Origin of the sequence: Prauserella alba, assembly GCF_024171735.1 — a bacterium.
Classification (GTDB): Bacteria; Actinomycetota; Actinomycetes; order Mycobacteriales; family Pseudonocardiaceae; genus Prauserella; species Prauserella alba.
This window is the reverse complement of record NZ_JAMTCH010000006.1, coordinates 265,639-288,293: the sequence shown is the minus strand read 5'-3', so window position 1 is coordinate 288,293 and position 22,655 is coordinate 265,639. Positions and strand designations below refer to the sequence as shown.

The window sequence follows — 22,655 nt, the reverse complement described above, 5'->3', positions numbered from 1 at the left end:
CTCAGATCACTCCCGCAGCGCGGAGACTGTCCTGTTCGGACTCGTCAATCCCGATGCCGCCGAGCACCTCGGTGGTGTGCCGGCCGAGTTCGGGGCCGAGCCACTTCGTGCCACCCGGCGTGCCCGAGAGCTTCGGCACGATGCCAGGAACGGAGATCTCGCCGGTCTGCTCGTCCTTGAGCTGCACGGTGTGCTTCTCGTGCATGTTCCGTGCGGCGTAGTGGGGGTCGTCGACGATGTCCCGCGCCGTGTAGATGGGTCCACACGGGACGGACGCGGCGCGGAGCTCGTCGAGGGCGGCGGCGAGTTCGCGCCGTTCGGTCCATCGGGCGATCGCGCCGTCGATCTCCTCGACGTGGGTGACCCGCCCCGGGTTGTCCTGCAACCGCGGGTCGCAGGCCAGGTCCGGCCGCTCGATCAGCTGCATGAGCCGGTGGAAGATGCCGTCGTTGTTGCCGCCGATCACGATGTGCTTGCCGTCGGCGCAGGGGTAGCTGTTCGACGGGACGACGCCGGGAATCGTGCTGCCCGAAGGGCCGCGCTCGACCCCGAACGCTTCGAACTCGGGCACCAGCGATTCGGTCAGGCTGTAGACGGCCTCGTAGAGCGCGACGTCGACGACCTCGGTGCCGGCTCCGCCGCGATGGCGCCGCAGCAGCGTCATCAGGGTGCCGATGACCGCGTAGAGCCCGGCGACCGTGTCGGCCAGGCTGACTCCCACCCGTACCGGCGGCATACCCGGATAGCCGGCGAGGTGGCGCAGGCCGCCCACCGCTTCGGCGACGCCGCCGAAGCCCGGCTGATCCCGGTACGGTCCGGTCTGGCCGTAGCCCGAAACCCGGGTCACCACCAGCTCCGGGTTGATCTCGTGCAGCCGATCCGGGCCCAGCCCCCACCGTTCCAGGGTGCCGGGCCGGAAGTTCTCCAGCAGCACGTCGGCTCGCGCCACCAGTCGTAGCGCGATGTCGCGGCCCTGTTCGGTGCGCAGGTCGAGCGTGACGGACTTCTTGTTCCTGCCCAACAGCCGGAACAACAGCGAGGTATCGGCTCCGTACTGACGCCAACTGCGCAGTTCGTCGCCGGTTCCCGGCCGTTCGACCTTGATCACGTCGGCACCGAAGTCGGCGAGCAGCCTGCCCGCAGAGGGAGCCGCGATGAAGTTGCCCATCTCCAGCACGGTGATGCCGGCGAGTGGGCCGGGCCGGGAGTCGGATTGCGAAGTTGCGGAGTCGTCCATCAGGCCACCTTTCCGGGCCATGCACTCACGATGTGGGTCACCGAATTAGAATGCAGGTTGCGGATGGGTGTCAATGGCTGCGGGTGGCGTCGCGGTTCGCCGCGGGAATCCCACATTGCGGTACGGTCGCCGTGGCACCGCATGAGGAGGAGCGACCGTGGCCGACGTCGAGAACACCCCGGACGACCCCGAGGGGACGGACTCCGAGGGGACGGGCTCCGGCGGGATGGAGGCGTCCGGAAGTTCGGCGCGCCCGATTCTGGTGCTGCAGAAGCTCCGGCGGATCTTCGAGTGCTTCACGCTCGACGAGCCCGAACTCGGGCTTCGGGAGATCGTCAACCGCACCGGACTGCCCCCGAGTACGTGCCAGCGACTGGTCCAGAACCTCGTCAGTGAGGGCTTCCTGAGCAAGGACGGCGACGTCTACCGGATCGGGCTGGGCATGGTGCGCTGGGCCGCTCCCGGCACGTACGGCATGGACCTGGTCAAACTCGCAGGCCCCGTCCTCGACGAACTGCGCGACGCGGCCGGTGAGACCTCCTTTCTCCAGGTGCGCGACGGCCCGCACCGCACGATCGTGTCGCTCTCCGAGGTGCGGAACGTGGTCATCCGCCGCTTCATGGTCGGCATGGTCATGCCGCTGCACGTCGGGTCGGCGGGCAAGGTGTTCCTCGCGCACGATCCCGGTGCCTGGCGCGACGCCATCGACAGCGGCCTGCGGAGTCCCGAGGACAACCGGACCGTCTCCCTCGAGAACCTCCAGCGCGAGGTCGCCGAGGTTCGCGAAGCCGGCTACTCGGCGACGTTCGAGGAACGTTCCGCCGGGGCCGGTTCGCTGAGCGCTCCGGTCTTCGACATGGCGGGCACCATCGTGGCGGCGATCGGGGTCGGCGCTCCGATTCAACGCTTCACCGAGGCCGACGCCGAACGGATCGCACCGTTGGTGATCAGCGCCGCGAAGCGGCTGTCGGCGAGTGTCGGCTATCGCGAGTAGTCCCATATGGTGGGAACGTTTTCCCGATATTTCGGGAAGTTTGCGTCTTGACGAAACGTCCCGCTCCCCGCATGCTTGCCGCTACATCATGGAGGGCTAGCTCACATCGCGGGTTAGCTTCGTCGGTGGTAACGCGGTGACGTCGAGTCCGAGGTCGCATTCGACGCTCCGCGTGACCCGTAGTGCAGGACTGTGATGGATCCGCCCGCCGGACAGCGCCAGTCCGAGCAGGAGAGGAGTCCTTGTGTCTGAATCGGCCCCGTCGCGGCGGAGGGAGCCGATCCGAAATCCGTGGATTTGGATCGGTCTCGTCGTGATCGTCCTGGTGGGTATCCCGTGGTATCTGCCGCCCGGAACGTTGTACCCGCTCCTGTTCGGACTGCCCGTCTGGACGCTCGTGGCGGTCGCTTCGTCGGTCGGGGTGTGCGGCTTCCTGCATTGGGCCCTGTCGAAGCACTGGAATCTGGTGGAGGACGTCGAGGAGGCCGCGGCCTCGGGCGCATCGAAGGACGGGAGCGAGTCGTGGACAACCTGACCTTCGGCGGCTGGGCCGGAATCAGCGTCCTGCTGGGTTTCGCCGTGCTCATGCTGCTCATCGGCTATTTCTCCGGTCGGGGTCAGCCGAATATGCGGCACAACATGAAGAGCTACTACCTCGCAGGCGGCAATCTCGGCGTCGTCGTGCTGTTCTTCACGCTCTATGCCACGCAATACAGCGGGAACACGGTCATCGGCTACGCACCCCAGGCCTACCGGGTGGGCTTTCCGTGGTGGCAGTCGGTCACCTTCTTCACCGTGGTGATGGCCGGCTACATGCTGTTCGCGCCGCGCCTGTACGCGGTGGCGAAAAAGCATTCCTTCATCACGCCGACCGACTGGGTGCGACATCGTTTCTCGTCCCCTGCGGTCGCGCTGCTCGCCACCGTCCTCATGCTGTGGGGGCTGGCCAGTTACCTGCTCGAACAGCTCATCGCGATGGGGCAGGCCATCGCGGGACTGACCGGCGACACCGTGCCCTATCAGATCGGCGTGCTGGTGTTCGTCTGTGTGATGCTGATCTACTCGTGGATGGGCGGAATGCGGGCGGTGGCGCTGACCGACGTGATGCAGGGAATCGCACTGCTCGTCGGTATCGTCGCGCTGCTGGTCGGCGGTTTCGTGCTCGCGGGCGGATCCTGGTCCGAGACCACGCAGTATCTGGTCGAGGAACGTCCGGACGCGGTGGCCGTTCCGCCGCTCGAGGACTCCGTGAACTGGTTCTCGATGATTCTGCTCGTGGCCATCGGTATCGCGATGTACCCGCACGCGATTCAGCGGATCTATTCGGCCCGCAGTGAACGGACTCTCAAACGCTCGTTGAAGCGGATGGTGTGGATGCCGCTGATCACCGCGGGTGCGGTGTTCTGCGTGGGAATGCTGTCCACGCAGATCTTTCCCGGGTTGTCGGACGGCGAGTCGGAACAGCTCGTCGGCAGGCTCACCAACGCGGTGGCCGGTATCAACCCCGTCTTCTACGTCGTGATGTTGCTGTTCGTCGGTGGCATCGTCGCCGCGATCGTGTCGACATCGGACTCGGCGCTGCTGAGCTTCTCGTCGCTCGTGTCCAAGGACCTCTACGCTCGCTACGCGCGGCGAGAGGTCGGTGAGCACCGGCAGGTGATCATCGGCAAGGGAGTGGGCGCCGCGGTGGTGTTCGCCCTCCTCCTGCTGGCGTGGAACCCGCCTGCCACTCTCGTCGAGATCTTCGTGCTCAAGATCGAGCTGCTCGTCCAGCTGGCCCCCGCGTTCATCCTCGGCCTGTACTGGCGGCGGCTCGCCTCCGGGCCGGTGTTCTGGGGAATGGCGGCCGGTGCCGCCCTCGCGAGCATGATGACGCTCACCGGCATGGAGACCGTTTACGGCGTGCACGGCGGGTTGATCGGACTGGCGCTCAACCTGGTGATCTGCGTGGTCGGCAGTCTGCTCGTCCGCCAGTCGCCCAGTGAGGCGAAAGCCGGCGAGTCCGTGGCCGAAGTGGTGTAGTCACCGGTCCCCGCCAGCGGCGGCCTGCCGTGGACCTGATCCCCGGGCAGGCCACGCGGCGGTCGGGACCGCTCGTCGACGCGGGCGACGGTCCGTACCGGTGCGCGGCCGGAGTGGCGCCGGGACCTCACGGTCGCCGACACTGGCCGGCATGATGCAGCTCCGGGTGCTGTGCCCGTCGGAGGACAGCGCAGCGGTGATCGACCTGCTGGGCGCCGAGCCGGGGGTCACCCACCTCGCGGTCGCCGTGGGCGCGGGCAGGCAGCCCGCCGGCGACGTGATGGAGGCGGTGATCGCGCGGGAGGTCGCGGAGGACGTCCTGCAGCGGCTGGTCGAACTCGGCGTCGACCGGCGCGGCGAGGTCAGCCTGCACTCGGTCGACACCATGTTGTCCGACACCGCGGATGCCGCGGAACGCTCGTTGCCGGGTCACGACGCGGACGCGGTCGTCTGGGACGAACTGGTCGCGACCACGGGTGAGGAGAGCCAGCTCAACCGCGTGTTCCTCGGCTTTCTGACCATCGCGTGTCTGCTGGCGGCAGTCGGGGTGCTGACCGATTCACCGATCACCATCGTGGGCGCGATGGTGGTGAGTCCCGATTTCGGGCCCGTCGCCGCGCTCGCGGTGGCCACGGTGGGACGGCGGCGGGATCTCGCGGCCCGCGCCGGTATCGCCCTCGGCGTCGGTTTCCCGGCCGTCATCCTCGCGACCATCGGATGTGCCCTGCTGGCGACGGCCGTCGGCCTCTACGACCCGAGCAGGCTCGACGACCTTCGGCAAGCGGCCTTCATCTATCAGATCGGTCCTTACTCGGTGATCGTCGCGTTGCTCGCGGGCGCCGCGGGCATGCTCGCGCTGACCTCCGAGAAATCCGGCGTCCTGATCGGGGTGTTCATCTCGGTGGTCACGGTGCCTGCCGCCGGGTACGCCGCGCTCGCCGCCGTCGCCGGTGACTGGATGCGCTGCGGCGAGGCGATCGGCCAGCTGGTGATCAACCTTGCCGGCCTCACCGTCGCCGGGGTCGTCGTGCTCGCGCTACGGCGACGGCACATCGTGCCGGGTTCCGGGGCGGTGACCCACCCGTTGCGGCGTGGCAGGCAACGGCGACCGCGGTGACAACCGGGCATTCGGTACCGGCGATCACCGCGGCACCCGCGTTCACGTGCTCGTGGCGTGATCCGTCCGGCCTGGGCCCTGTCCGTTGTCCAACGGGGTGTACGAGCGGAGGCGGAGACTGTTCGAGACCACCAGGACCGAGGACAGTGACATGGCGGCACCGGCGATGAGCGGGTTGAGCACGCCGAGGGCGGCGAGCGGCAGGGCGGCGATGTTGTAGCCGAACGCCCACGCGATGTTGCCCCGGATGGTGGTGAGGGTTCGGTTCGCGAGGCGGATGGCGTCGGGGATGACGCGGAGGTCGTCTCGAACGAGAACCATGTCGGCCGAGCGCAGCGCGATGTCGCTGCCTTTCGCCATGGCCATCCCGAGGTCCGCGCTCGCCAGCGCGGGGCCGTCGTTGATGCCGTCACCCGCCATGGCGACGCGTGCACCGCCGTCCCGGAGCCGTTCCACGGTGTGAGCCTTCTCGGCGGGCAGCACCCCGGCGCGTACCTCGTCGATGCCGATCTCGTCGGCGACCGTGCGCGCCGCGGCGTCGTTGTCGCCGGTGAGGAGGATGGTTCGCAGTCCCATCGTTCGCAGCGCCCGCACCGTGGCTGCGGCCGAGGGTTTGATCTCGTCCCGCAGCACGAGCGCTCCCGCGACCGCGTCGCCCGACGTCACCAGCACGGCTGTCGCCCCGCGGCTCCGCGCGTGCGCGAGGGTTTCGGCGATCTCGGGCGGGAGGTCGAAACCGCGTTCGGCGAGCAGCAGTTCGTTGCCGACCAGTACGCGGGATCCGGCGATCGTGGCTTCGGCCCCACGGCCCGGAAGGGCGGTGAAGTCGCGGGCCGCCGGAAGTTCGGACAGCGCGGACCGGGCGTGGTCGACGACGGCGGCGGCGATGGGGTGTTCCGAATGGGATTCGACGGCTCCGGCGAGTCCGAGCAGTTCGTCGGCCGAGAATCCCCCGGCAGGACACCGCTCCGCGAGCGTCATGGTCCCGGCGGTCAGCGTGCCCGTCTTGTCGAGTACGACCGTGTCCACGGCCCGGCTGGCCTCAAGCGTTTCCGGCCCCCTGATGAGGATGCCGAGCTGGGCGCTGCGGCCCACCCCGACCATCAGCGCGGTGGGCGTTGCGAGCCCGAGTGCGCAGGGGCAGGCGATGATCAGCACCGCGACCGCGGCTTGGAACGCCGTGCGGGTGTCCTGCCCTGCCAGCAGCCATCCGGCGAGGGTCGCGAGTGCCAGCGCGATGACGGCCGGTACGAACACCGCGCAGATGCGGTCGACGAGCCGTTGCACCGCGGCCTTGCGCAGCTGGGCGCGTTCGGCGAGCGCGGTCATCTGTGCGAGCTGGGTGTGCGGGCCGACGTGCGTGGCGCGTACGCGCAAGCTGCCTGCCTGGTTGACGCTGGCGCCGACGACCCGGTGGCCTGGCTCGACGTCGACGGGGATCGGTTCACCCGTCACGGCGCTGACGTCGACGCTGGACCTGCCGTCCTCGACGACGCCGTCGGCGGGGATCGCTTCCCCGGGCCTGACGACCAGGAGGTCGCCCGCCACGAGCGTGCCGACGGGAACCGGCCGCTCCTGCCCGTCGCGCAGCACGGTCGCGTGCTTGGCGGCCAGTTCGTCCAGCGCGGTCAACAGTGCACCCGCGCTGCGCCGCGACCGGGTCTCGAAGTAGCGCCCTGCGAGCAGGAACGTCGTCACCCCGGCGGCGACGTCCAGATAGATCGCGTCCGCCCCGGCAGGTGTCGCCCCGAAGCCGAGCCAGTAGCCGGGTTCCTGGTCCGCGACGAGCATCGCGACAACCGACCAGCAGAAGGATGCGAGCACGCCGAGTGAGACGAGTGTGTCCATGCTCGCCGAGCCGTGGCGCAGACCCCGCCACGCGGCGCGGTGGAACGGGAGCGCCGACCAGCACACCACCGGTACGGCGAGCAGCACGCACAGCGCCTGCCAGCCGGGGAATCGCAGCGAGGGGACCAGCGCCAGGCTGATCGACAGGTTCCCCAACGGGATCGCGAGCAGTGCTGCGACCATGAGGCGCCGCCGGAGATCCCGCACCCGATCCTCACCGGTGTCCGACGCCGTGCCGCCGGACACCGACGCGGAGTAGCCGAGCCGGGAGACCCGGTCGAGCAACTCGTCGACACCGGTGTCGGTGTCGTCGCCGAGCTCGACCACGGCGCGTTCGGTCGCGTAGTTGACCGAGGCCTGCACGCCGTCGAGTTTGTTGAGCCCGCGCTGCACTCGCGTGGAGCACGCGGCGCAGGTCATGCCCGTCACCGTCAGCTCGACCACGCGTGCGGTCGAGCCGGATCGATCTGCTGGCTGTTCGCTTCGACGTTCGGCCTGTGCCGCTGTTGCCGTCATCATCACGTCCTCGTCCACCGTTACCGACAGTGGTGGCCGTCCGGTACGCGGCGGAAGCGTGACTGCCAGGAAGCGTACTCGGGGCGTGGTGAAGGAACCGGAAGGGTTCGGGAACTCGGCCCCGGTCCCGTCCGACCACTTCACCGGTGGCGTCCGGTACGTGGCGGTCCACTGCGCCGGTCAGCTGGCGTGGTGCTGCTGACGGAGTGCGACGAGGAGGTCCTCGCGGGCACGGGCTATCCGGGAGCGAAGTGTCCCGACAGGACAGTCGCAGACCTCGGCCGCCTCGGCGTAGCTGTAGCCGAGTATCTGGGTCAGGACCAGTGCTTCCCTGCGTTCGGGCTCGAGCTGGTCGAGCAGGAGCTGCGTGTCGACGGCGGCCTCGAAGCCGGTGGAACCGTCGTCGCCGGTGGTCGGGAGCTGCTCGGCGACGTCCTCCCACTCCTGGTGGGACGAGCGGGGACGGACCGTCTCCCGGCGGACGCTGTCGACGTACACCCGCCGGGCGATGGACAGCAGCCACGTTCGTGACGAGGAGCGTCCCGCGAAGCGCGGCAGAGCGGTCACGGCGCGCAGATAGGTTTCCTGGGTGAGGTCGTCGGCCGTCTGCGATCCGTTCAAGTGGACGAGGAAGCGCCACACGTCGGCCTGGGTTCGTCTGACCCAGGCCTCGAAGGCGGCCCGGTCGCCCCGGGCCGCGGCGAGTGCCAGCTCGGTGGTTCGCTCGTCGTCGCGCTGTCCACTGGCGTTCACGCGCGGCGACTCTAGTCGAGGGGCGCCGGGAACTCCGCGGCCCGGTTGGCCGACCATTGAGTCGTGGACTGTACGAGCTATCGGGAAGCGTTGTCCGCGCGACTGGACGGCGAGGACGAGCAGCTGGATCCCGCGAGCGTCGATCGGCACGTCGCCTCCTGCGGATCCTGCGGTGTCTGGTGGGAGCACAGCAGCCGCTTGCGCCGGTCGATGCGACTGGCCGAGGCGCCGGATATGCCCGATCTGACCGAACGCATCGTCGCCGTCGCCGCGCCCCCACCGCGCGAACACTGGGGTCTGCGGGTGCCGCTGATCGTCGTGGCACTGCTCCAATGCGGACTGGGGATCGCGCAGTTGCTGGGCGTGCACGTCGGTCACGCCGTCACGGCCGGTGCGGGGGCGGGACATCTCGGCAACGAGAGCGCGGCCTGGAATCTCGCGGTGGGGGTCGGCCTGCTGTGGGCGGCGTTGCGTCCGCACGCGGCGGCAGGCCTGCTGCCCGCGTTGACCGCGTTCGCGGGCGTGCTGGCGGTCGTGTCGGTCGCCGACCTCGCGACCGGTGCCGTCACGGCGACACGGGTCCTGTCGCACGGCATCCTGGTGGCCGGGATCTGCCTGCTGCTTCTGGTGCGGCACCGGTATCGCACGACGGGACCGGCGTCGTCGGCGGCACCGGCGGCCGAGGACGAGCCCGTCGAAGGGCCGCCGCAACAGGGCACTCTCGCGTTGGCCGCGGGGGCGGAGTGGCGGAAGCGCCGCGGGCCGTCCGCCCGGCACGACGCGGCCTGAACGCCCGGCACGACGTGGCCTGAACGGCCGGCGCAGCCGGTTCACCGGCGCTGCTTCGCGAGCTCGTCGAGCATCGCGTTGTAGGCAGCCAGTTCGTCGTCGCCGTGGCGATCCCTGCGGCGAGCCTCCCGTTGGTCGGCGCGCCACCACTGCGTGAGCAGAGCCGTCACCACGATCAGCATGGGGATCTCGCCCGTCGCCCACGCGATCGCGCCGCCGAGGCGCTGGTCGGCGAGCAGATCCTCGACCCACGGCAGCGACAGGTAACGGTAGAACGTCTCGGCGATGACCGTCTGGTCGTTCATCACGATGACGGCGAAGAAGGCGTGGAACGGCATCACCGCGAACAACATGCCCAGTCGCACGAGCGGCGGCAACGGCCGGGGCGAGCGGTCCACTCCGATGGCCGCCCAGTAGAACAGGTAGCCGGAGATCAGGAAGTGGATGTTCATCAGCTGGTGTCCCCAGTGTTCGAGCATCGCCTGCCCGAACAGGTCGGAGAAGTACAGCACGTAGAACGATCCGACGAATCCGGCACCGGCGAGTACCGGGTGCGACAACAGCCGGGTGGCGCGGGAGTGGACGAGAGCCGCCAACCATTCGCGCGGTCCGGTCGCGCGAGTCCTGCCCGAGGTGGGCAGCGCCCGAAGTGCGAGCGTGATCGGTCCGCCGAGGACCAACAACACCGGCGCGAGCATGTTCAGGGTCATGTGCGTGACCATGTGCAGGCTGAAGCTGCCCGGTGAATAGCGTCCCAGCGCCGAGGACGTCGCCAGCAGCACCGCGAACCAGCCGAGGCACCACGCCACGGTCCGGCCCGCCGGCCAGTGGTCCCCGCGGCGGCGGAGCCGGACGGCACCGGCGAGGTAACCGGCGACCGCGAGCACGGAGAACGTGCCGAGGACGAGGTCGAATCGCCATTCGGTCAGCCACGTCACCAGGGTCGGGGCGAGGTTCAGGTCGTAACCGAGGATCGTTTCGTGCACCGAGGGGACGTCGCTCAGGAACGACGGCAGCACGAGATGCGTCAGGCCCACCGAGGCGCCCAGGGAGATCCCGAGCACGCAACCCTCGGCCGTGAGTATCCGGCGCCGGGAGATCCCGGTGCTCCCTCGTCGTCGCCGCACGACGACGAGCGCGCCCACCCACGCAGTGAGCACGACGGCCTGGCCGACGAGTAGCAGTCCGTAGGGACTGTTGGTCAGATTGTCCGGACGGGCACCGGTGAGACCGGCGATCACGCCGGACACGCCGACGACCGTGACGCAGATCGAGACGAGCCGGTCGTAGCGGGTGAGCACGACATCGGAGACGCCCCCGCGCCGGTGACCGTGGGCCAGCAGGGCCACGAACGCCCCGAGCCAGGCGCTCGCCGCGGGGACATGCCAGACGAGTGCGTTGGTCATGACGTCGTGCCAGGCGCCGACAGCGGCGTGACCGACCACCATCGGCGGCAGCAGGCCGACCATGGCGATCGCACAGGCAGCCACGACGGTCCGCCAGTGCAGCGCGAACCGGCACAGTGCCGTCACGATCGTCGCCGTGGTCGCCGTGACCAGCCACGCCGTGGGTTCGTCCGCCGCGCCGACGGTAGCGGCCAGCGCCGACGGCGACAGCATGTTCCGCACCGGCTGTCCGGACGAGTCGGCGGCCGACAGCGGCACCGCCAGCAACGCGCCGACGGTCCACACGAGACCGGCGACACCCGCCGTGCGGACGGCACCGTAGGCGTCGGCGACGATCCGCCCGGTGCCGCGCGCGGGGACGACGAAGGCGGCGAACGCCAGTGCGCCGCCGCACACCATGGCTGCTCCTTCCGCGAGGTAACGCACGATCACGAAGCCGTAGGAGGTCGGTGCGCCCGGGTCGTTGTCACCGACCGGGCCGTACACGTCTCCGCCGAACGCGGCCGCCGCGACGACGGCCGCAAGCCCACAAATACCGGCGAGCATCAGCCGGCCGCGCGGCACCGGACGGCGCCGCACGGCCGTATCCGAGAGATCCATGTCAACAGGTGTCGAACAGTGGTGGGGCGGAGTTCCCCGCGCCGCGCGACACATCCGGCCCCGCAGGTCAAGCGAGTTGTGATCTGCGTCAAAACACATCGGCGAGATGAACTCGGGGACCCGTCGCGGCGACAACTCCGACGGATCGCAGAGCCGGACGACGGAAGCGGGTGCCCATGACGGTCGACGAGGATGCCGGACCGGACCGAGCCGCGGCGCCGCCGCCGGTGTGGTCGGGAGTCCGGTCGCTGTTGCTGCGACTGCACTTCTACGCCGGGGTCCTCATTGCTCCGTTCCTCGTCGTCGCCGCACTCAGCGGTCTGCTGTACGTGTTCACACCACAGCTGGACGACCTGGTCTACGACGACATCGTCCATGTGGCGGACCGCGCCGAATCGGTGCCGCTGGCCCGGCAGGTGAGCGCAGGCCTGGCGGCCCGGCCGGACGACCCGCTCATGGCGGTCCGTCCCGCGACCACGGGAACGGACGCGACCCAGGTCATCTTCGAGGCGCCCGACCTGCCCGCCAGCTACCGCAGGACGGTGTTCGTCGATCCGCACTCGGCCGAGGTCACGGGCGTACTGGAGACCTACGGGAGCGGCCAGGCGCTGCCGATCCGGGCATGGGTGGACAACCTTCACCGCGGACTCCATCTCGGTGACGCCGGCCGGATCTACAGCGAACTCGCCGCGAGCTGGCTGTGGGTGGTCGCTGCGGGCGGGGTCGTGCTGTGGTTCAGCCGGCGTCGGGCACGAACGCTGCTGCGTCCGGAGCCGGGAGCGACGGGGCGGCGCAGAGTACTGTCCTGGCACGGCGCGACGGGAGTCTGGATCGCCGCAGGGTTGGTGTTCCTGTCCGCGACCGGTCTGACGTGGTCGCAGTACGCGGGCGGGAACATCGGTGACCTGCGCTCGGCCCTGTCCTGGGAGACCCCGGAGGTCTCCGCCACCGTTCCGCCCGGCACGGAGCCGGATGTGGAGTCCGGTGTGGACGTGGGCGTGGACCGGGTCGTCAGTACGGCACGCGAGCACGGTCTGTCCGGTGACATCGAACTGACGCCACCGGGCGGTTCCGGCGAGGCCTACGTGGTCCAACAGGTCGGCAGGCAATGGCCCAGCCAACAGGACTCCGTGGCGATCGATCCCGTCGACGGCAGGGTGATCGACACCCTCCGATTCGAGGACTATCCGTTGGTCGCCAAGCTCGCACGCTGGGGCATCGACGCGCACATGGGGCTGTTGTTCGGCTGGGTCAACCAGGTCGTGCTCGTGCTGCTCGGCGGCGGATTGCTCGGCGTCGTCGGCTGGGGTTACCGCATGTGGTGGCTGCGGCGGCCCACTCGTGGTGAGCGCCGCGGGTTCGGCCGCCCGCCGGTGCGCGGGACGTGGCGGCGGGTTCCCGGCGCGGTGCTGGCCCCGGCCGTGGTGCTGTCGGTGTTCGTCGCCTATGTCGTCCCGTTGCTCGGTATCTCCCTGGCGGCGTTCCTGCTGTGGGACTGCCTGCTCGGTTTCCGCGCCCGGCGTGCCGAGCGCGGCCGGAAGGAGGTCGCGTCGTGATCGACGCCCCGGTGCTGCGCTGGCTGTTGACTTCGGTGTTCGCCGCCACCGCGTTGTGGTACGGGACGGTCATGGTCCTGCCCCGTGTCCGGGCCGCCGTCCGTGTCGACTCGGCCTGGCACATGCTGATGGGCGCCGCCATGGTGGTGATGGCATGGCCGTGGGGGATGGGCGTGGCGACGACACCCCAGACCGTCCTTTTCGCAGTCGCCGGTGTCTGGTTCGTGGGCCGGATCGCCTTCGGTCCCGTTCATCACCACGGCGACACGCTCGTGGCATCCCGTGCCGCGGGCGTACACCACGCCGTGATGATGGGTGCCATGGCGTGGATGGTGGCCAGCATGCCCAGTCTGATGGGCGGGCACGGATCCCAGCAGGGCGGCGGTCATCACCATCACGCATTGGGCGGGGGCGGCGCAGCACCCATGGCGGCCGTCGACGGGGCGGATCTCGCGGCCGCGCCGACGGCGCTGGTCGTCACCAACATCGTCCTCGGCGTCGGCTTCGTCATCGCCTGCCTGCCGTGGCTCGCGCAAGCCTTCGACCTCGGCCGCCGGTGGCCCGATCCACGTTCGCCCCGGCTGGGCCGGGTGGTCGCCGACCGGAGCTGTCACGCGGCCATGACGTTCGGCATGGGTGTCATGTTCCTCGCCGGCGGTGCCGGCTGACCCGGAGCAGCCTCGCACTGGGTGGGCGTCACCCGTGTCGGCGCCGCCGGCGCACCGTTGACGGTGACGCGGCGACTCATCCGATCGTGGTCGATCCGGGACCGGGCGCCGGCATCCGGGAACTCGCGGTGTCACTGGCCCGACATGTCGCGTGTGGACCCACGACGACGAGGACGGAAGAACCGGTGAATCAGACGACATACACGGTGGCAGGAATGACGTGTAACCACTGCGCGGCATCGGTGACCGAGGAACTGATCGCGGTGAGCGGGATCGAGCAGGTCGATGTCGACCTGGCGACCGCGCAGGTTCGGGTGACGAGCGAGCGGCCGCTGCCGTTCGAGGCCATCGGCCGGGCGGTCACCGAGGCCGGCTACGAGCTGGTCGACTGACGGCGCTCGGCGGGCGAAGGAGTGAAGGAGTGAAGGAGCAAGCCATGGACAACGAAGCCCCGTCGCGACGAGGCCTCCGGCACATCGCGACGTTCTGCGGGAACTGCAGCTGCGGGTGCCCGGAGCTGTACGTGGATCCGGACGCCGACGAGGAACGGCGGATCGTGATCACCGACGACTTCGGGCAACGGATCGAGATGAGCCGGGAGCAGCTCGCCGTGCTCGTGTCCGACGTGAAGTCCGGCGCGGTCGACGCCGCGGTCGAACCGGCCGCGCCGTAGCCGTTTCCACACCGCCCGGCCCGGCCGGGCGGTGTGGGGCCGCCGATCGGCAGGGCGGCCCCACACCGGTGTTCCCGCGCACCGCGCCGGTCAGCACAGTGCCGATCAGCTCAGCACGCGCCGATCAGCACCGCGCCGATCAGCTCAGTGCCGCGCGTGCTCGGGTGGTCGCGCCGAGCATGTTCCGCAGCGCGTGTTCGACCTCGGTGTAACCGCGGGTCTTGAGTCCGCAGTCCGGATTGACCCACAGCCGCTCGGCGGGCACGGCCTGCAACGCGGCCCGCAGCAGGTCGGTGATCTCGGCCGATTCGGGCACGCGCGGGGAGTGGATGTCGTAGACGCCCGGTCCGACGCCCTTGGCGTAGCCGACGTCGCTCAGGTCACCGAGGACCTCCATGCGCGAGCGAGCGGCCTCGATGCTGGTCACGTCGGCGTCGAGTGCCACGATCGCGTCGATGACGTCGCCGAACTCCGAGTAGCACAGGTGAGTGTGGATCTGGGTGGCGTCGGCCACGCCCGCGGTCGCGAGCCGGAACGATTCGACGGCCCAGTCCAGGTACTGCTGCTGCTGTGCCGCCCGCAGCGGCAGCAGCTCCCGCAGCGCGGGTTCGTCGACCTGCACCACACCGATGCCGGTCGCTTCGAGGTCGCACACCTCGTCTCGGATCGCGAGCGCCACCTGTCTGGCCGTGTCCCCGAGCGGCTGGTCGTCGCGGACGAACGACCACGCCAGGATCGTGACCGGGCCGGTGAGCATGCCCTTGACGGGTTTCGACGTCAGTCCCTGGGCGTAGGTCGTCCAGTCGACGGTCATCGCCGCAGGCCGTGAGACGTCGCCGAACAGGATCGGCGGGCGCACGCACCGGGAGCCGTAGGACTGCACCCAGCCGTGACGGGTGGAGACGAAGCCCTCCAGATACTCGGAGAAGTACTGCACCATGTCGCCGCGCTCGGGTTCACCGTGGACGAGCACGTCCAGGCCGAGATCCTCCTGCAGCCGGATCACCCGCTCGATCTCCTCGCGCATCCGCAGGCGGTAGGCGGCCTCGTCGATGCTGCCGCGGCGCAGTTCCGCGCGAGCCCTGCGGACGTCGGTGGTCTGCGGGAACGAGCCGATCGTGGTGGTGGGCAGTGGTGGCAGCGCCAGCGCCGCGGCCTGTGCGTCGCGGCGCACCGGATAGTCGGCGCGCCGGGAGTCCTCGGGGCGCAGCGCCGCCACCCGTGATCGCACCTCGGAGTCCCGTACCCGGTCCGCGGTGGCTCGGTCGGCGATCGCGGCACGCGCGGCGCCGAGGTCGGTGGCCACCACGTCCCGGCCTTCGCGCAAGGCCCTGCCCAGGGTGACCACCTCGCGCACCTTCTGGATCGCGAACGCCAGCCAGGATTTGACCTGGGGATCGATGTCCTCGGGCTCGACGTCGTAGGGCACGTGCAGCAGCGAGCACGATGTGCCGACGGCCAGCTCTCCGGCACTGCCCAGCAGTTTCGCCGCCGTGGCGAGCGCCTTGTCGAGGTCGGTGCGCCAGATGTTGCGGCCGTCGACCAGTCCTGCGACCAGGGTCTTGTCCTGCAGGCCGGTCAGTGTCGGCAGCGCGCCGACGGTGGCGGGGCCGGTGACGAGGTCGACCGCGACGCCGTCGACAGGGGAGGAGGCCAGCACCTCCAGGCCGTCGCCGAGGTCGCCGAAGTAGCCCGCGACGAGGAGCTTCGGCCGTTCGGACAGGCCACCGAGCCGGCGGTAGGTTTCCCGCAGCGCGTCCAGTTCGGCCTGCGTGCGGTCGGCCGCGAATGCGGGTTCGTCGAGCTGGACCCACTCCGCCCCGGCACGCCGGAGCTCGGCGAGCAGTGCGGCGTAGACGTCGACGAGGTCGTCGAGCCGGTCCAGCGGTCGGAACCCGTTCGGTGCGTCGTCGTCCGGTTTGGACAGCAACAGAAACGTCAGCGGTCCCACGAGCACCGGGCGGGTCGTGATGCCGAGTTCCGCGGCCTCGCGGAACTGTTCGACCGGTGTCCGGTCCGCCAGCGAGAACGCAGTGTCCGGTCCGATCTCCGGAACGAGGTAGTGGTAGTTGGTGTCGAACCACTTCGTCATTTCCAACGGCGGCGTCGATTCCACGCCGCGTGCCATGGCGAAATACGTGTCCAGCGGGTTCAGGCCCAGCTTGCGGTAACGGTGCGGAACGGCGTCGACCGTGACGGCGGTGTCCAGGACCTGGTCGTAGTAGGAGAACGTGTTGCCGGGAACCGAGTCGAGCCCGGCGTCGTGCAGTGCGTGCCAGGAGTCGACTCGGAGCGTCCGCGCGACGTCACGCAGGTCGGCTTCGCCGGTCTCGGCCGACCAGTATTTCTCCAGGGCACGTTTGAGTTCCCGGTCGGGGCCGATACGGGGATATCCCAGGACGGTGGATCCGATGGTGCCGGTCAAGGCTCTCTCCTCGCGAGCTCGACGATACGGACGCCGAGGCCTTCGAGGAGGACACGCCGACCGGAGAGCGGCACACCTCGCCACCCGAGCCGGTCGTCCGTCAGGTCCTCCCGCGAGACCTCGGACCACGCGCGCCGTGGCGCACGTACCGGTGGCAGGTCTTCGGACTCACGGGCGTTTCCGGCGCTGTACGCCGGGATTCCTACCGGCCGTCGCTTCCCGGATCGAGGTCCAGTGCTTCTGACGGCTGTCGTTCCCGCTCACCGCTGCGGGGCAGTCCCGGATTCGCACCGGGTTCCCTCTTGCCTCGTCCGCACCCGACGCGACCGGGTCGTGATCGGGAACGGGCGAACCACCAGCACCGCCAGCCTAGTCGCGGTCGGCCCCATGACAAGCCCGCACGGGCCACCGCACGGAGCGCGCGGTGGCCACCGTCCGGTCCGGCACGGCCCGCGACGTCGGCATTCCCGATCATCGGGAGGTGGCGGAGATGTCGATCACAACGAACCGTGGATCCGATGTGCACCGAGGGACCCGGACCGGACGGCGGGGCGGGCCGGCCCGGGTCCCGACGCGGGTCTCAGTCCCAGTCGAGGCTCGAGCCCGATTGGTACTCGATCACCCTGGTCTCGAAGAAATTCTTCTCCTTCTGCAGATCCATCGCCTCCGACAGCCACGGGAACGGGTTGTCGACCTCGGCGAACACCGGTCGCAGTCCCAGTTGGTCACACCGGCGGTTGGTGATGAAGTGCATGTACTGCGCGCACAGCTCGGCGTTGAGCCCGAGGATGCCGCGGGGCATGGTGTCGCGGCCGTAGGCGATCTCCAGCTCGCACGCCTCGGTCAGCATCCGCCGCACTTCCTCCTGGAACTCCGGGCTCCACAGGTGCGGATTCTCGAGCTTGATCTGGTTGATGCAGTCGATGCCGAAGTTCAGGTGGATCGACTCGTCGCGCAGGATGTACTGGTACTGCTCGGCGATGCCGACCATCTTGTTGCGCCTGCCCAGCGACAGGATCTGCGCGAAACCGGTGTAGAACCACATGCCTTCGAAGATCACGTAGAAGGCGACGAGGTCACGCAGGAACGCCTGGTCGGCCTCGGGGGTGCCGGTCGTGAAGTCGGGATTCTCGAGGTTCTGGGTGTAGCGCAGTGCCCACGAGTCCTTGTCGGCAATCGACGGGATCTCGCGGTAGGCGTTGAACAGCTCGCCCTCGTCGAGCCCGAGGCTCTCGCAGATGTACTGGAACGTGTGCGTGTGCACGGCCTCCTCGAAGGCCTGCCGCAGCAGGTACTGCCGGCACTCGGGGTTGGTGATGTGGCGGTACACCGCGAGCACGATGTTGTTGGCCACGAGCGATTCCGCGGTGGCGAAGAATCCCAGGTTGCGCGTGAGCATCAGGCGTTCGTCGTCGGTCAGTCCGTCGCGGGACTTCCACAGTGCGATGTCGGCCTGCATCGACACCTCGGTCGGCATCCAGTGATTGGCACAGCCGGCGAGGTACTTCTGCCACGCCCAGCCGTACTTCATCGGCAACAGCTGGTTGACGTCGGCACGCGCGTTGATCATCGACTTCTCGCCGACGTCGACGCGACCCGCGCCCCGGTCGATCGCGCCGAGCCCGGTCGTCGCCGTGGCGGAGGTGGGTTGGACGGTCATGGCACTCGCTTCCGTGGTCACCTGCGGTGTCTTGTGGTCTCGCGTGCTCGTCACTGGCAGGCTTCGCATTCGGGGTCCTCGACCGAGCAGGCGCTGTCCGGAGTCGGAAACGCGCCGGGTGGGTCCACGGCCGACGGTGTCGGCTGCCCCGTCGGCGCCGCCGACGGCTCGGCCGGAACCGCGTTGAGCCTGCCGTCGGTGCCGCGCAGCGTGCTCTTCTCGACGTGGGTGGCCCCGGTGGATCGCAGGTAGTACGTGGTCTTGAGGCCGTGGCGCCACGCGAGGCGGTACAGCTCGTCGAGCTTGCGACCGCTGGCGCCCGCGACGTAGAGATTCAGCGACTGTGCCTGATCGATCCACTTCTGCCGGCGCGCGGCGGCGGCGACGAGCCACGACGAGTCGATCTCGAATGCGGTCGCGTAGAGCTCTTTGAGCTCGGCGGGGACACGGTCGATCTCACCGAGGCTGCCGTCGAAGTACTTCAGCTCGGCCACCATCGTCTCGTCCCACAGACCGCGTTGCCGAAGGTCGTCGACCAGCGACGGGTTGATCGAGGTGAAGTCGCCGGACATGTTCGCCTTCACGTAGAGGTTCCGGTAGAGCGGTTCGATCGACTGGGCGACGCCGCAGATGTTGGAGATCGTCGCCGTCGGCGCGACGGCCATGACGTTCGAGTTGCGCATTCCCCGTTCGCGCACCCGGGTCCGCAGCGCATCCCAGTCCAGAGTGGATGAGTGGTCGAGCTGGACGTCACCGCCGCGGGCGTCCTCCAGCAGCCGCAGTGAGTCGAGTGGCAGGATCCCGCGGCTCCACAACGATCCGTCGAAGGACTCGTAACGCCCACGCTCCACCGCCAGGTCGGCCGAGGCCGCGATCGCGTGATACGAGATCAGCTCCGTACTGCGGTCGGCGAAGGTCACCGCCTCCGGCGAGGACATCGGGATCCGCTGCCGGAACAGCGCATCGGCGTATCCCATGAGCCCGAGCCCGATCGGCCGGTGTGTCAGATTCGACCGACTGGCCTCGGGAATCGTGTAGAAGTTGATGTCGATGACGTTGTCGAGCATGCGCACCGCCGTGCGGGTCGTGCGCTCCAGCCGGGGTCGGTCGAGGCCGTCGGCCGTGACGTGCGCGGCGAGGTTGATCGAGCCGAGGTTGCAGACGGCGACCTCGTCGGCGGCCGTGTTGAGGGTGATCTCGGTGCACAGGTTCGACGAGTGCACGACGCCGGCGTGCTGCTGCGGGGAGCGCAGGTTGCACGGATCCTTGAACGTGATCCACGGATGCCCGGTCTCGAAGAGCATCGTCAGCATCCGCCGCCACAGTTCCACGGCACGCACGCGGCGGAACACCGCCACTTCGCCGCGGTCGGCCGCGGCCTCGTAGGCACGGTAGCGTTCGTCGAACTCGGTGCCGTAGACCTCGTGCAGGTCGGGCGTTTCGTCCGGGGAGAACAGCGTCCACTCGGCGTCGGCCTCGACACGGCGCAGGAACTCGTCCGGCACCCAGTTCGCGGTGTTCATGTCGTGCGTGCGCCGCCGGTCGTCGCCGGTGTTCTTGCGCAGCTCCAGGAACTCGTCGATGTCGATGTGCCAGGTCTCGAGGTACGCACACGCCGCACCCTTGCGTTTGCCGCCCTGGTTGACCGCAACCGCGGTGTCACCCGCGATCTTCAGGAACGGAATCAGGCCCTGCGAGGTCCCGTTGGTGCCGTTGATGTGGGCGCCCATGCCGCGCACCGGGGTCCAGTCGTTGCCGAGCCCGCCCGAGTACTTCGCGAGCAGTGCGTTGTTGCGGTACGCCTGGAAGATCGAGTCCAGATCGTCGCTGACGGTGGTCAGGAAGCACGACGAGAGCTGGGGACGGGTGGTTCCCGCGTTGAACAGCGTCGGTGTCGAGCACATGAAGTCGAACGACGACAGCAGCAGGTAGAACTCGACCGCCCGCTCCTCCCGGTCGTCCTCGCGCAGCGCGAGGCCCATGGCCACGCGCATGAAGAACGCCTGCGGCAGCTCGAATCGGGTGCCGTCGTGGTGCAGGAGGTAGCGGTCGTAGAGCGTCTGGAGCCCGAGGAAGTCGAAACGGAGATCCCGGTCCGCGTCGAGCGCGTCGCCGAGGCGCTCCAGGTCGAAGGTCGCCAGCTCGGGGTCGAGCGCCCCCAGTTCGACGCCGCGCCGCACGTAATCCGCGAAGTAGGTGGGGTAGCGGCCACGGATCTGTTCCTGGTCCGCCTCCTCCGGTGCGCCCGCGATGAACGACAGCGCTTCGCGCCGCAGCGTGTCCAGCAGCAGGCGCGCGCTGACCCGCGAGTACTCAGGGGCACGCTCGACGAATGTGCGTGCGGCCATGACGAGGGCTTGGTCGAGCTCGGCCGTGGTCATTCCGTCGTAGAGGCCGCGTCGTAGTTCCCGCAGTACGGCGGGAACATCCACATCGGACAGGTCGGAGCTCGCCTGTTCGACCAGCGCGCACACCCGCGTCCAGTCGAGGGAGCGGGTGTGTCCGGCCGCATCGGTGATCGTCAGGCGGGGAGTGTGCGCCGCGTCCGATCCGGTGGCGCCGTCGGACGGCGGGTCGTGGTGTTGCCGGCGTCGAACGGCGGGCGGTGATTCCGGTGCGGTGGGGGACACGGCGGTGGCACGTTGAGTCACGTCACTCTCTCCTCGCGAGGTCGTGGAGGGCGCTCGCGAGCAGCTGGACGTGCGACGAATCGGAGCACGGACCCTGCCGTCGTTCGTCGTCCGCGTCAGCCCTCCCGCGAGGCCCGGGACAGCGCGCACGGGTGTGCGCGCACCGATGGCAGGTCTTCGGACTCGCGGGCACCGGCACCGTGTGCCGACCTACCGGCCGTCGCTTCCCGGACCGTGTGGTGTCCAGTGCCTGTGACGGCTGTCGTTCCCGCTCACCGCTGCGGGGCAGTCCCGGATTTCCACCGGGTTCCCTCTTGCCCCACGAAGCCGTTGCAGACTCCGTGGACCACCAGCAGTGGCAATACTACATCTTGTGATCAACACTTCTGCATTGCCCAAGATGGGCGTGTCGTAGCGGTACTCACGGCCGGATCGGGCCGACAGCGCACAGCGGCGGCCACTGTTCGAGGTGCACGGCGGGGCCTGCATCACCGGCGCCGGGCCGTGTTCCGATGCGGGCACTCGGTTCCGGTGACGCTTCCACCGTGCCGCGGTAATGAGGGGGACCGGCGGTCCCCGGATCGGCGATACCTCGCACGACCCGTGCGGCGGTGGTCCACTGGGGAGGTCACCGCTTCCGGCGATCGCGGTGACGCCGCCGATAGTACGACCGCGGCGGCCCCTCACGGCAGAGCGAGGAGTTGCACCATGCGTGGCGCTGTCATGTACGCACCGGGTGACGTGCGGGTCGAGGAGCGGGAGGATGCCCGGCTGGTCGAGCCGACGGACGCCGTCCTCCGGTTGTCGGCGGCGTGTGTGTGCGGCTCGGACCTGTGGCCCTACCGCGGTATCGAGCCCGTGGGTGGCGCCACGCCGATGGGCCACGAGTACGTCGGTGTCGTCGAGCAGGTGGGCGGTGCGGTGAAGGGCATTTCCCCGGGTCAGTTCGTGGTCGGGTCGTTCTTCGCCTCCGACAACACGTGTGAGATCTGCCGGTCCGGTTATCAGCCGTCCTGTCCGTACAGCGTGATCATGGGTTCGATCGGCACGCAGGCCGAATTGGTCCGCGTTCCGCACGCCGACGGCACGCTCGTGCCGACGCCCGCCATGCCGCCCGCCGACATGATTCCCGGTCTGCTGGCAGCCTCGGACGTTCTCGGCACGGGCTGGTTCGGCGCCGTGGCCGCGGAGGTCGGGCCGGGCAAGGCCGTCGCGGTGGTCGGTGACGGCGCGGTCGGGCTGCTCGCGGTGCTGGCGGCCAAGCAGCTCGGTGCCGAGCGCATCATCGCGATGAGCCGCCACGAACCCCGGCAGCGACTGGCCAGGGAATTCGGGGCGAGCGACATCGTGACCGAACGCGGCAACGAGGGCGTGACGCGGGTGCACGAGCTGACCGGTGGGTTCGGTGCGCACAGCGTCGTCGAGGCCGTGGGTACGCAGGAGTCGATGATGCAGGCCATCCGCTCGGCCCGGCCGGGCGGGCACGTCGGCTACGTCGGTGTCGCGCACGACGTCTCACTGCCCGGGGTGGAGCTGTTCTTCTCCCACGTGCATCTGCACGGCGGTCCGGCACCGGTGCGCCGGTTCCTGCCCGAGCTGATCGACCGCATCTGGAAGCGGGAGATCGACCCGGGGAAGGTGTTCGACCTCGAACTGCCCCTGGACCAGGCAGCCGAAGCCTACCGTGCCATGGACGAACGGCGCGCCATCAAAGCACTGCTGACGCCGTGAGTGCCGCCCCGGCGGGTCTGCCGCGGCCTG

General features: G+C 69.3%; 17 protein-coding genes and 2 riboswitches. Of the genes, 10 read left to right on the top strand and 7 right to left on the bottom strand.

Going from position 1 to position 22,655, the window contains the following annotated elements:
• Window position 1 precedes the first annotated feature (1 nt).
• A complete protein-coding gene (locus LY12_RS21295) occupies window positions 2–1,237 on the bottom strand; it encodes a CaiB/BaiF CoA transferase family protein (RefSeq protein WP_253859176.1) in 1,236 nt (411 codons plus the stop codon).
• A gap of 157 nt (window positions 1,238–1,394) precedes the next feature.
• Here LY12_RS21295 and LY12_RS21290 point away from each other — a divergent pair, with 157 nt between their 5' ends.
• The 4 genes from LY12_RS21290 to LY12_RS21275 all read left to right on the top strand — a co-directional run bounded on the left by LY12_RS21290 (window position 1,395) and on the right by LY12_RS21275 (window position 5,370).
• Complete coding sequence (locus LY12_RS21290) at window positions 1,395–2,231, top strand: IclR family transcriptional regulator (protein ID WP_253859175.1); 837 nt, start codon at window positions 1,395–1,397, stop codon at window positions 2,229–2,231.
• A gap of 244 nt (window positions 2,232–2,475) precedes the next feature.
• Window positions 2,476–2,766, top strand: coding sequence for a hypothetical protein (locus tag LY12_RS21285; RefSeq protein ID WP_253859174.1), 291 nt, complete (start codon window positions 2,476–2,478; stop codon window positions 2,764–2,766).
• On the top strand, window positions 2,754–4,253 hold the full coding sequence (locus tag LY12_RS21280) for a sodium:solute symporter family protein (protein ID WP_253859173.1): 1,500 nt from the start codon (window positions 2,754–2,756) through the stop codon (window positions 4,251–4,253). The genes LY12_RS21285 and LY12_RS21280 overlap by 13 nt, the downstream gene beginning before the upstream one ends.
• A 151-nt stretch (window positions 4,254–4,404) precedes the next feature.
• Window positions 4,405–5,370: a DUF389 domain-containing protein gene (locus LY12_RS21275; protein ID WP_253859172.1), complete on the top strand. Its 966-nt coding sequence runs from the start codon at window positions 4,405–4,407 to the stop codon at window positions 5,368–5,370.
• A gap of 42 nt (window positions 5,371–5,412) precedes the next feature.
• On the opposite strand, the gene LY12_RS21270 is transcribed toward LY12_RS21275, so the two are convergent.
• Together LY12_RS21270 and LY12_RS21265 are read right to left on the bottom strand one after the other, a co-directional pair.
• Window positions 5,413–7,734: a heavy metal translocating P-type ATPase gene (locus LY12_RS21270; RefSeq protein WP_301303047.1), complete on the bottom strand. Its 2,322-nt coding sequence runs from the start codon at window positions 7,732–7,734 to the stop codon at window positions 5,413–5,415.
• Window positions 7,735–7,914: 180 nt separating this feature from the next.
• Window positions 7,915–8,487, bottom strand: coding sequence for a sigma-70 family RNA polymerase sigma factor (locus tag LY12_RS21265; RefSeq protein ID WP_253859171.1), 573 nt, complete (start codon window positions 8,485–8,487; stop codon window positions 7,915–7,917).
• Window positions 8,488–8,550: 63 nt separating this feature from the next.
• On the opposite strand from LY12_RS21265, the gene LY12_RS21260 reads away from it, so the two are divergent.
• Window positions 8,551–9,276: a zf-HC2 domain-containing protein gene (locus tag LY12_RS21260; protein ID WP_253859170.1), complete on the top strand. Its 726-nt coding sequence runs from the start codon at window positions 8,551–8,553 to the stop codon at window positions 9,274–9,276.
• A 41-nt stretch (window positions 9,277–9,317) separates the two neighbouring features.
• On the opposite strand, the gene LY12_RS21255 is transcribed toward LY12_RS21260, so the two are convergent.
• A complete protein-coding gene (locus tag LY12_RS21255; protein WP_253859169.1) occupies window positions 9,318–11,282 on the bottom strand; it encodes a bifunctional copper resistance protein CopD/cytochrome c oxidase assembly protein in 1,965 nt (654 codons plus the stop codon).
• Between the two features lie 176 nt (window positions 11,283–11,458).
• Here LY12_RS21255 and LY12_RS21250 point away from each other — a divergent pair, with 176 nt between their 5' ends.
• The 4 genes from LY12_RS21250 to LY12_RS21235 all read left to right on the top strand — a co-directional run bounded on the left by LY12_RS21250 (window position 11,459) and on the right by LY12_RS21235 (window position 14,179).
• Window positions 11,459–12,838: a PepSY-associated TM helix domain-containing protein gene (locus LY12_RS21250; RefSeq protein ID WP_253859168.1), complete on the top strand. Its 1,380-nt coding sequence runs from the start codon at window positions 11,459–11,461 to the stop codon at window positions 12,836–12,838.
• Window positions 12,835–13,506, top strand: a complete 672-nt coding sequence (locus tag LY12_RS21245; protein ID WP_253859167.1) for a DUF5134 domain-containing protein — start codon at window positions 12,835–12,837, stop codon at window positions 13,504–13,506. The genes LY12_RS21250 and LY12_RS21245 overlap by 4 nt, the downstream gene beginning before the upstream one ends.
• A 185-nt stretch (window positions 13,507–13,691) precedes the next feature.
• Complete coding sequence (locus tag LY12_RS21240; protein ID WP_253859166.1) at window positions 13,692–13,898, top strand: heavy-metal-associated domain-containing protein; 207 nt, start codon at window positions 13,692–13,694, stop codon at window positions 13,896–13,898.
• A gap of 44 nt (window positions 13,899–13,942) precedes the next feature.
• Window positions 13,943–14,179: a hypothetical protein gene (locus tag LY12_RS21235; RefSeq protein ID WP_253859165.1), complete on the top strand. Its 237-nt coding sequence runs from the start codon at window positions 13,943–13,945 to the stop codon at window positions 14,177–14,179.
• Window positions 14,180–14,318: 139 nt separating this feature from the next.
• Here the strand turns inward: LY12_RS21235 and metE are convergent, their stop codons facing one another.
• The 3 genes from metE to LY12_RS21220 form a co-directional block, all read right to left on the bottom strand.
• Window positions 14,319–16,604, bottom strand: coding sequence for a 5-methyltetrahydropteroyltriglutamate--homocysteine S-methyltransferase (gene metE, locus LY12_RS21230; protein ID WP_253859164.1), 2,286 nt, complete (start codon window positions 16,602–16,604; stop codon window positions 14,319–14,321).
• A 136-nt stretch (window positions 16,605–16,740) separates the two neighbouring features.
• Window positions 16,741–16,947, bottom strand: a riboswitch (cobalamin riboswitch).
• Window positions 16,948–17,184: 237 nt separating this feature from the next.
• Window positions 17,185–18,264 (bottom strand): ribonucleotide-diphosphate reductase subunit beta, encoded by a 1,080-nt coding sequence (locus LY12_RS21225; RefSeq protein WP_253859163.1) that lies wholly within the window; start codon window positions 18,262–18,264, stop codon window positions 17,185–17,187.
• A gap of 50 nt (window positions 18,265–18,314) precedes the next feature.
• Window positions 18,315–20,915: a ribonucleoside-diphosphate reductase subunit alpha gene (locus LY12_RS21220; protein WP_253859162.1), complete on the bottom strand. Its 2,601-nt coding sequence runs from the start codon at window positions 20,913–20,915 to the stop codon at window positions 18,315–18,317.
• A gap of 130 nt (window positions 20,916–21,045) precedes the next feature.
• Window positions 21,046–21,263, bottom strand: a riboswitch (cobalamin riboswitch).
• A 339-nt stretch (window positions 21,264–21,602) separates the two neighbouring features.
• On the opposite strand from LY12_RS21220, the gene LY12_RS21215 reads away from it, so the two are divergent.
• Window positions 21,603–22,625 carry a zinc-dependent alcohol dehydrogenase family protein gene (locus LY12_RS21215; RefSeq protein WP_253859161.1) on the top strand — a complete coding sequence of 341 codons (1,023 nt, stop codon included), beginning with the start codon at window positions 21,603–21,605 and terminating at the stop codon, window positions 22,623–22,625.
• Window positions 22,626–22,655: the final 30 nt, after the last annotated feature.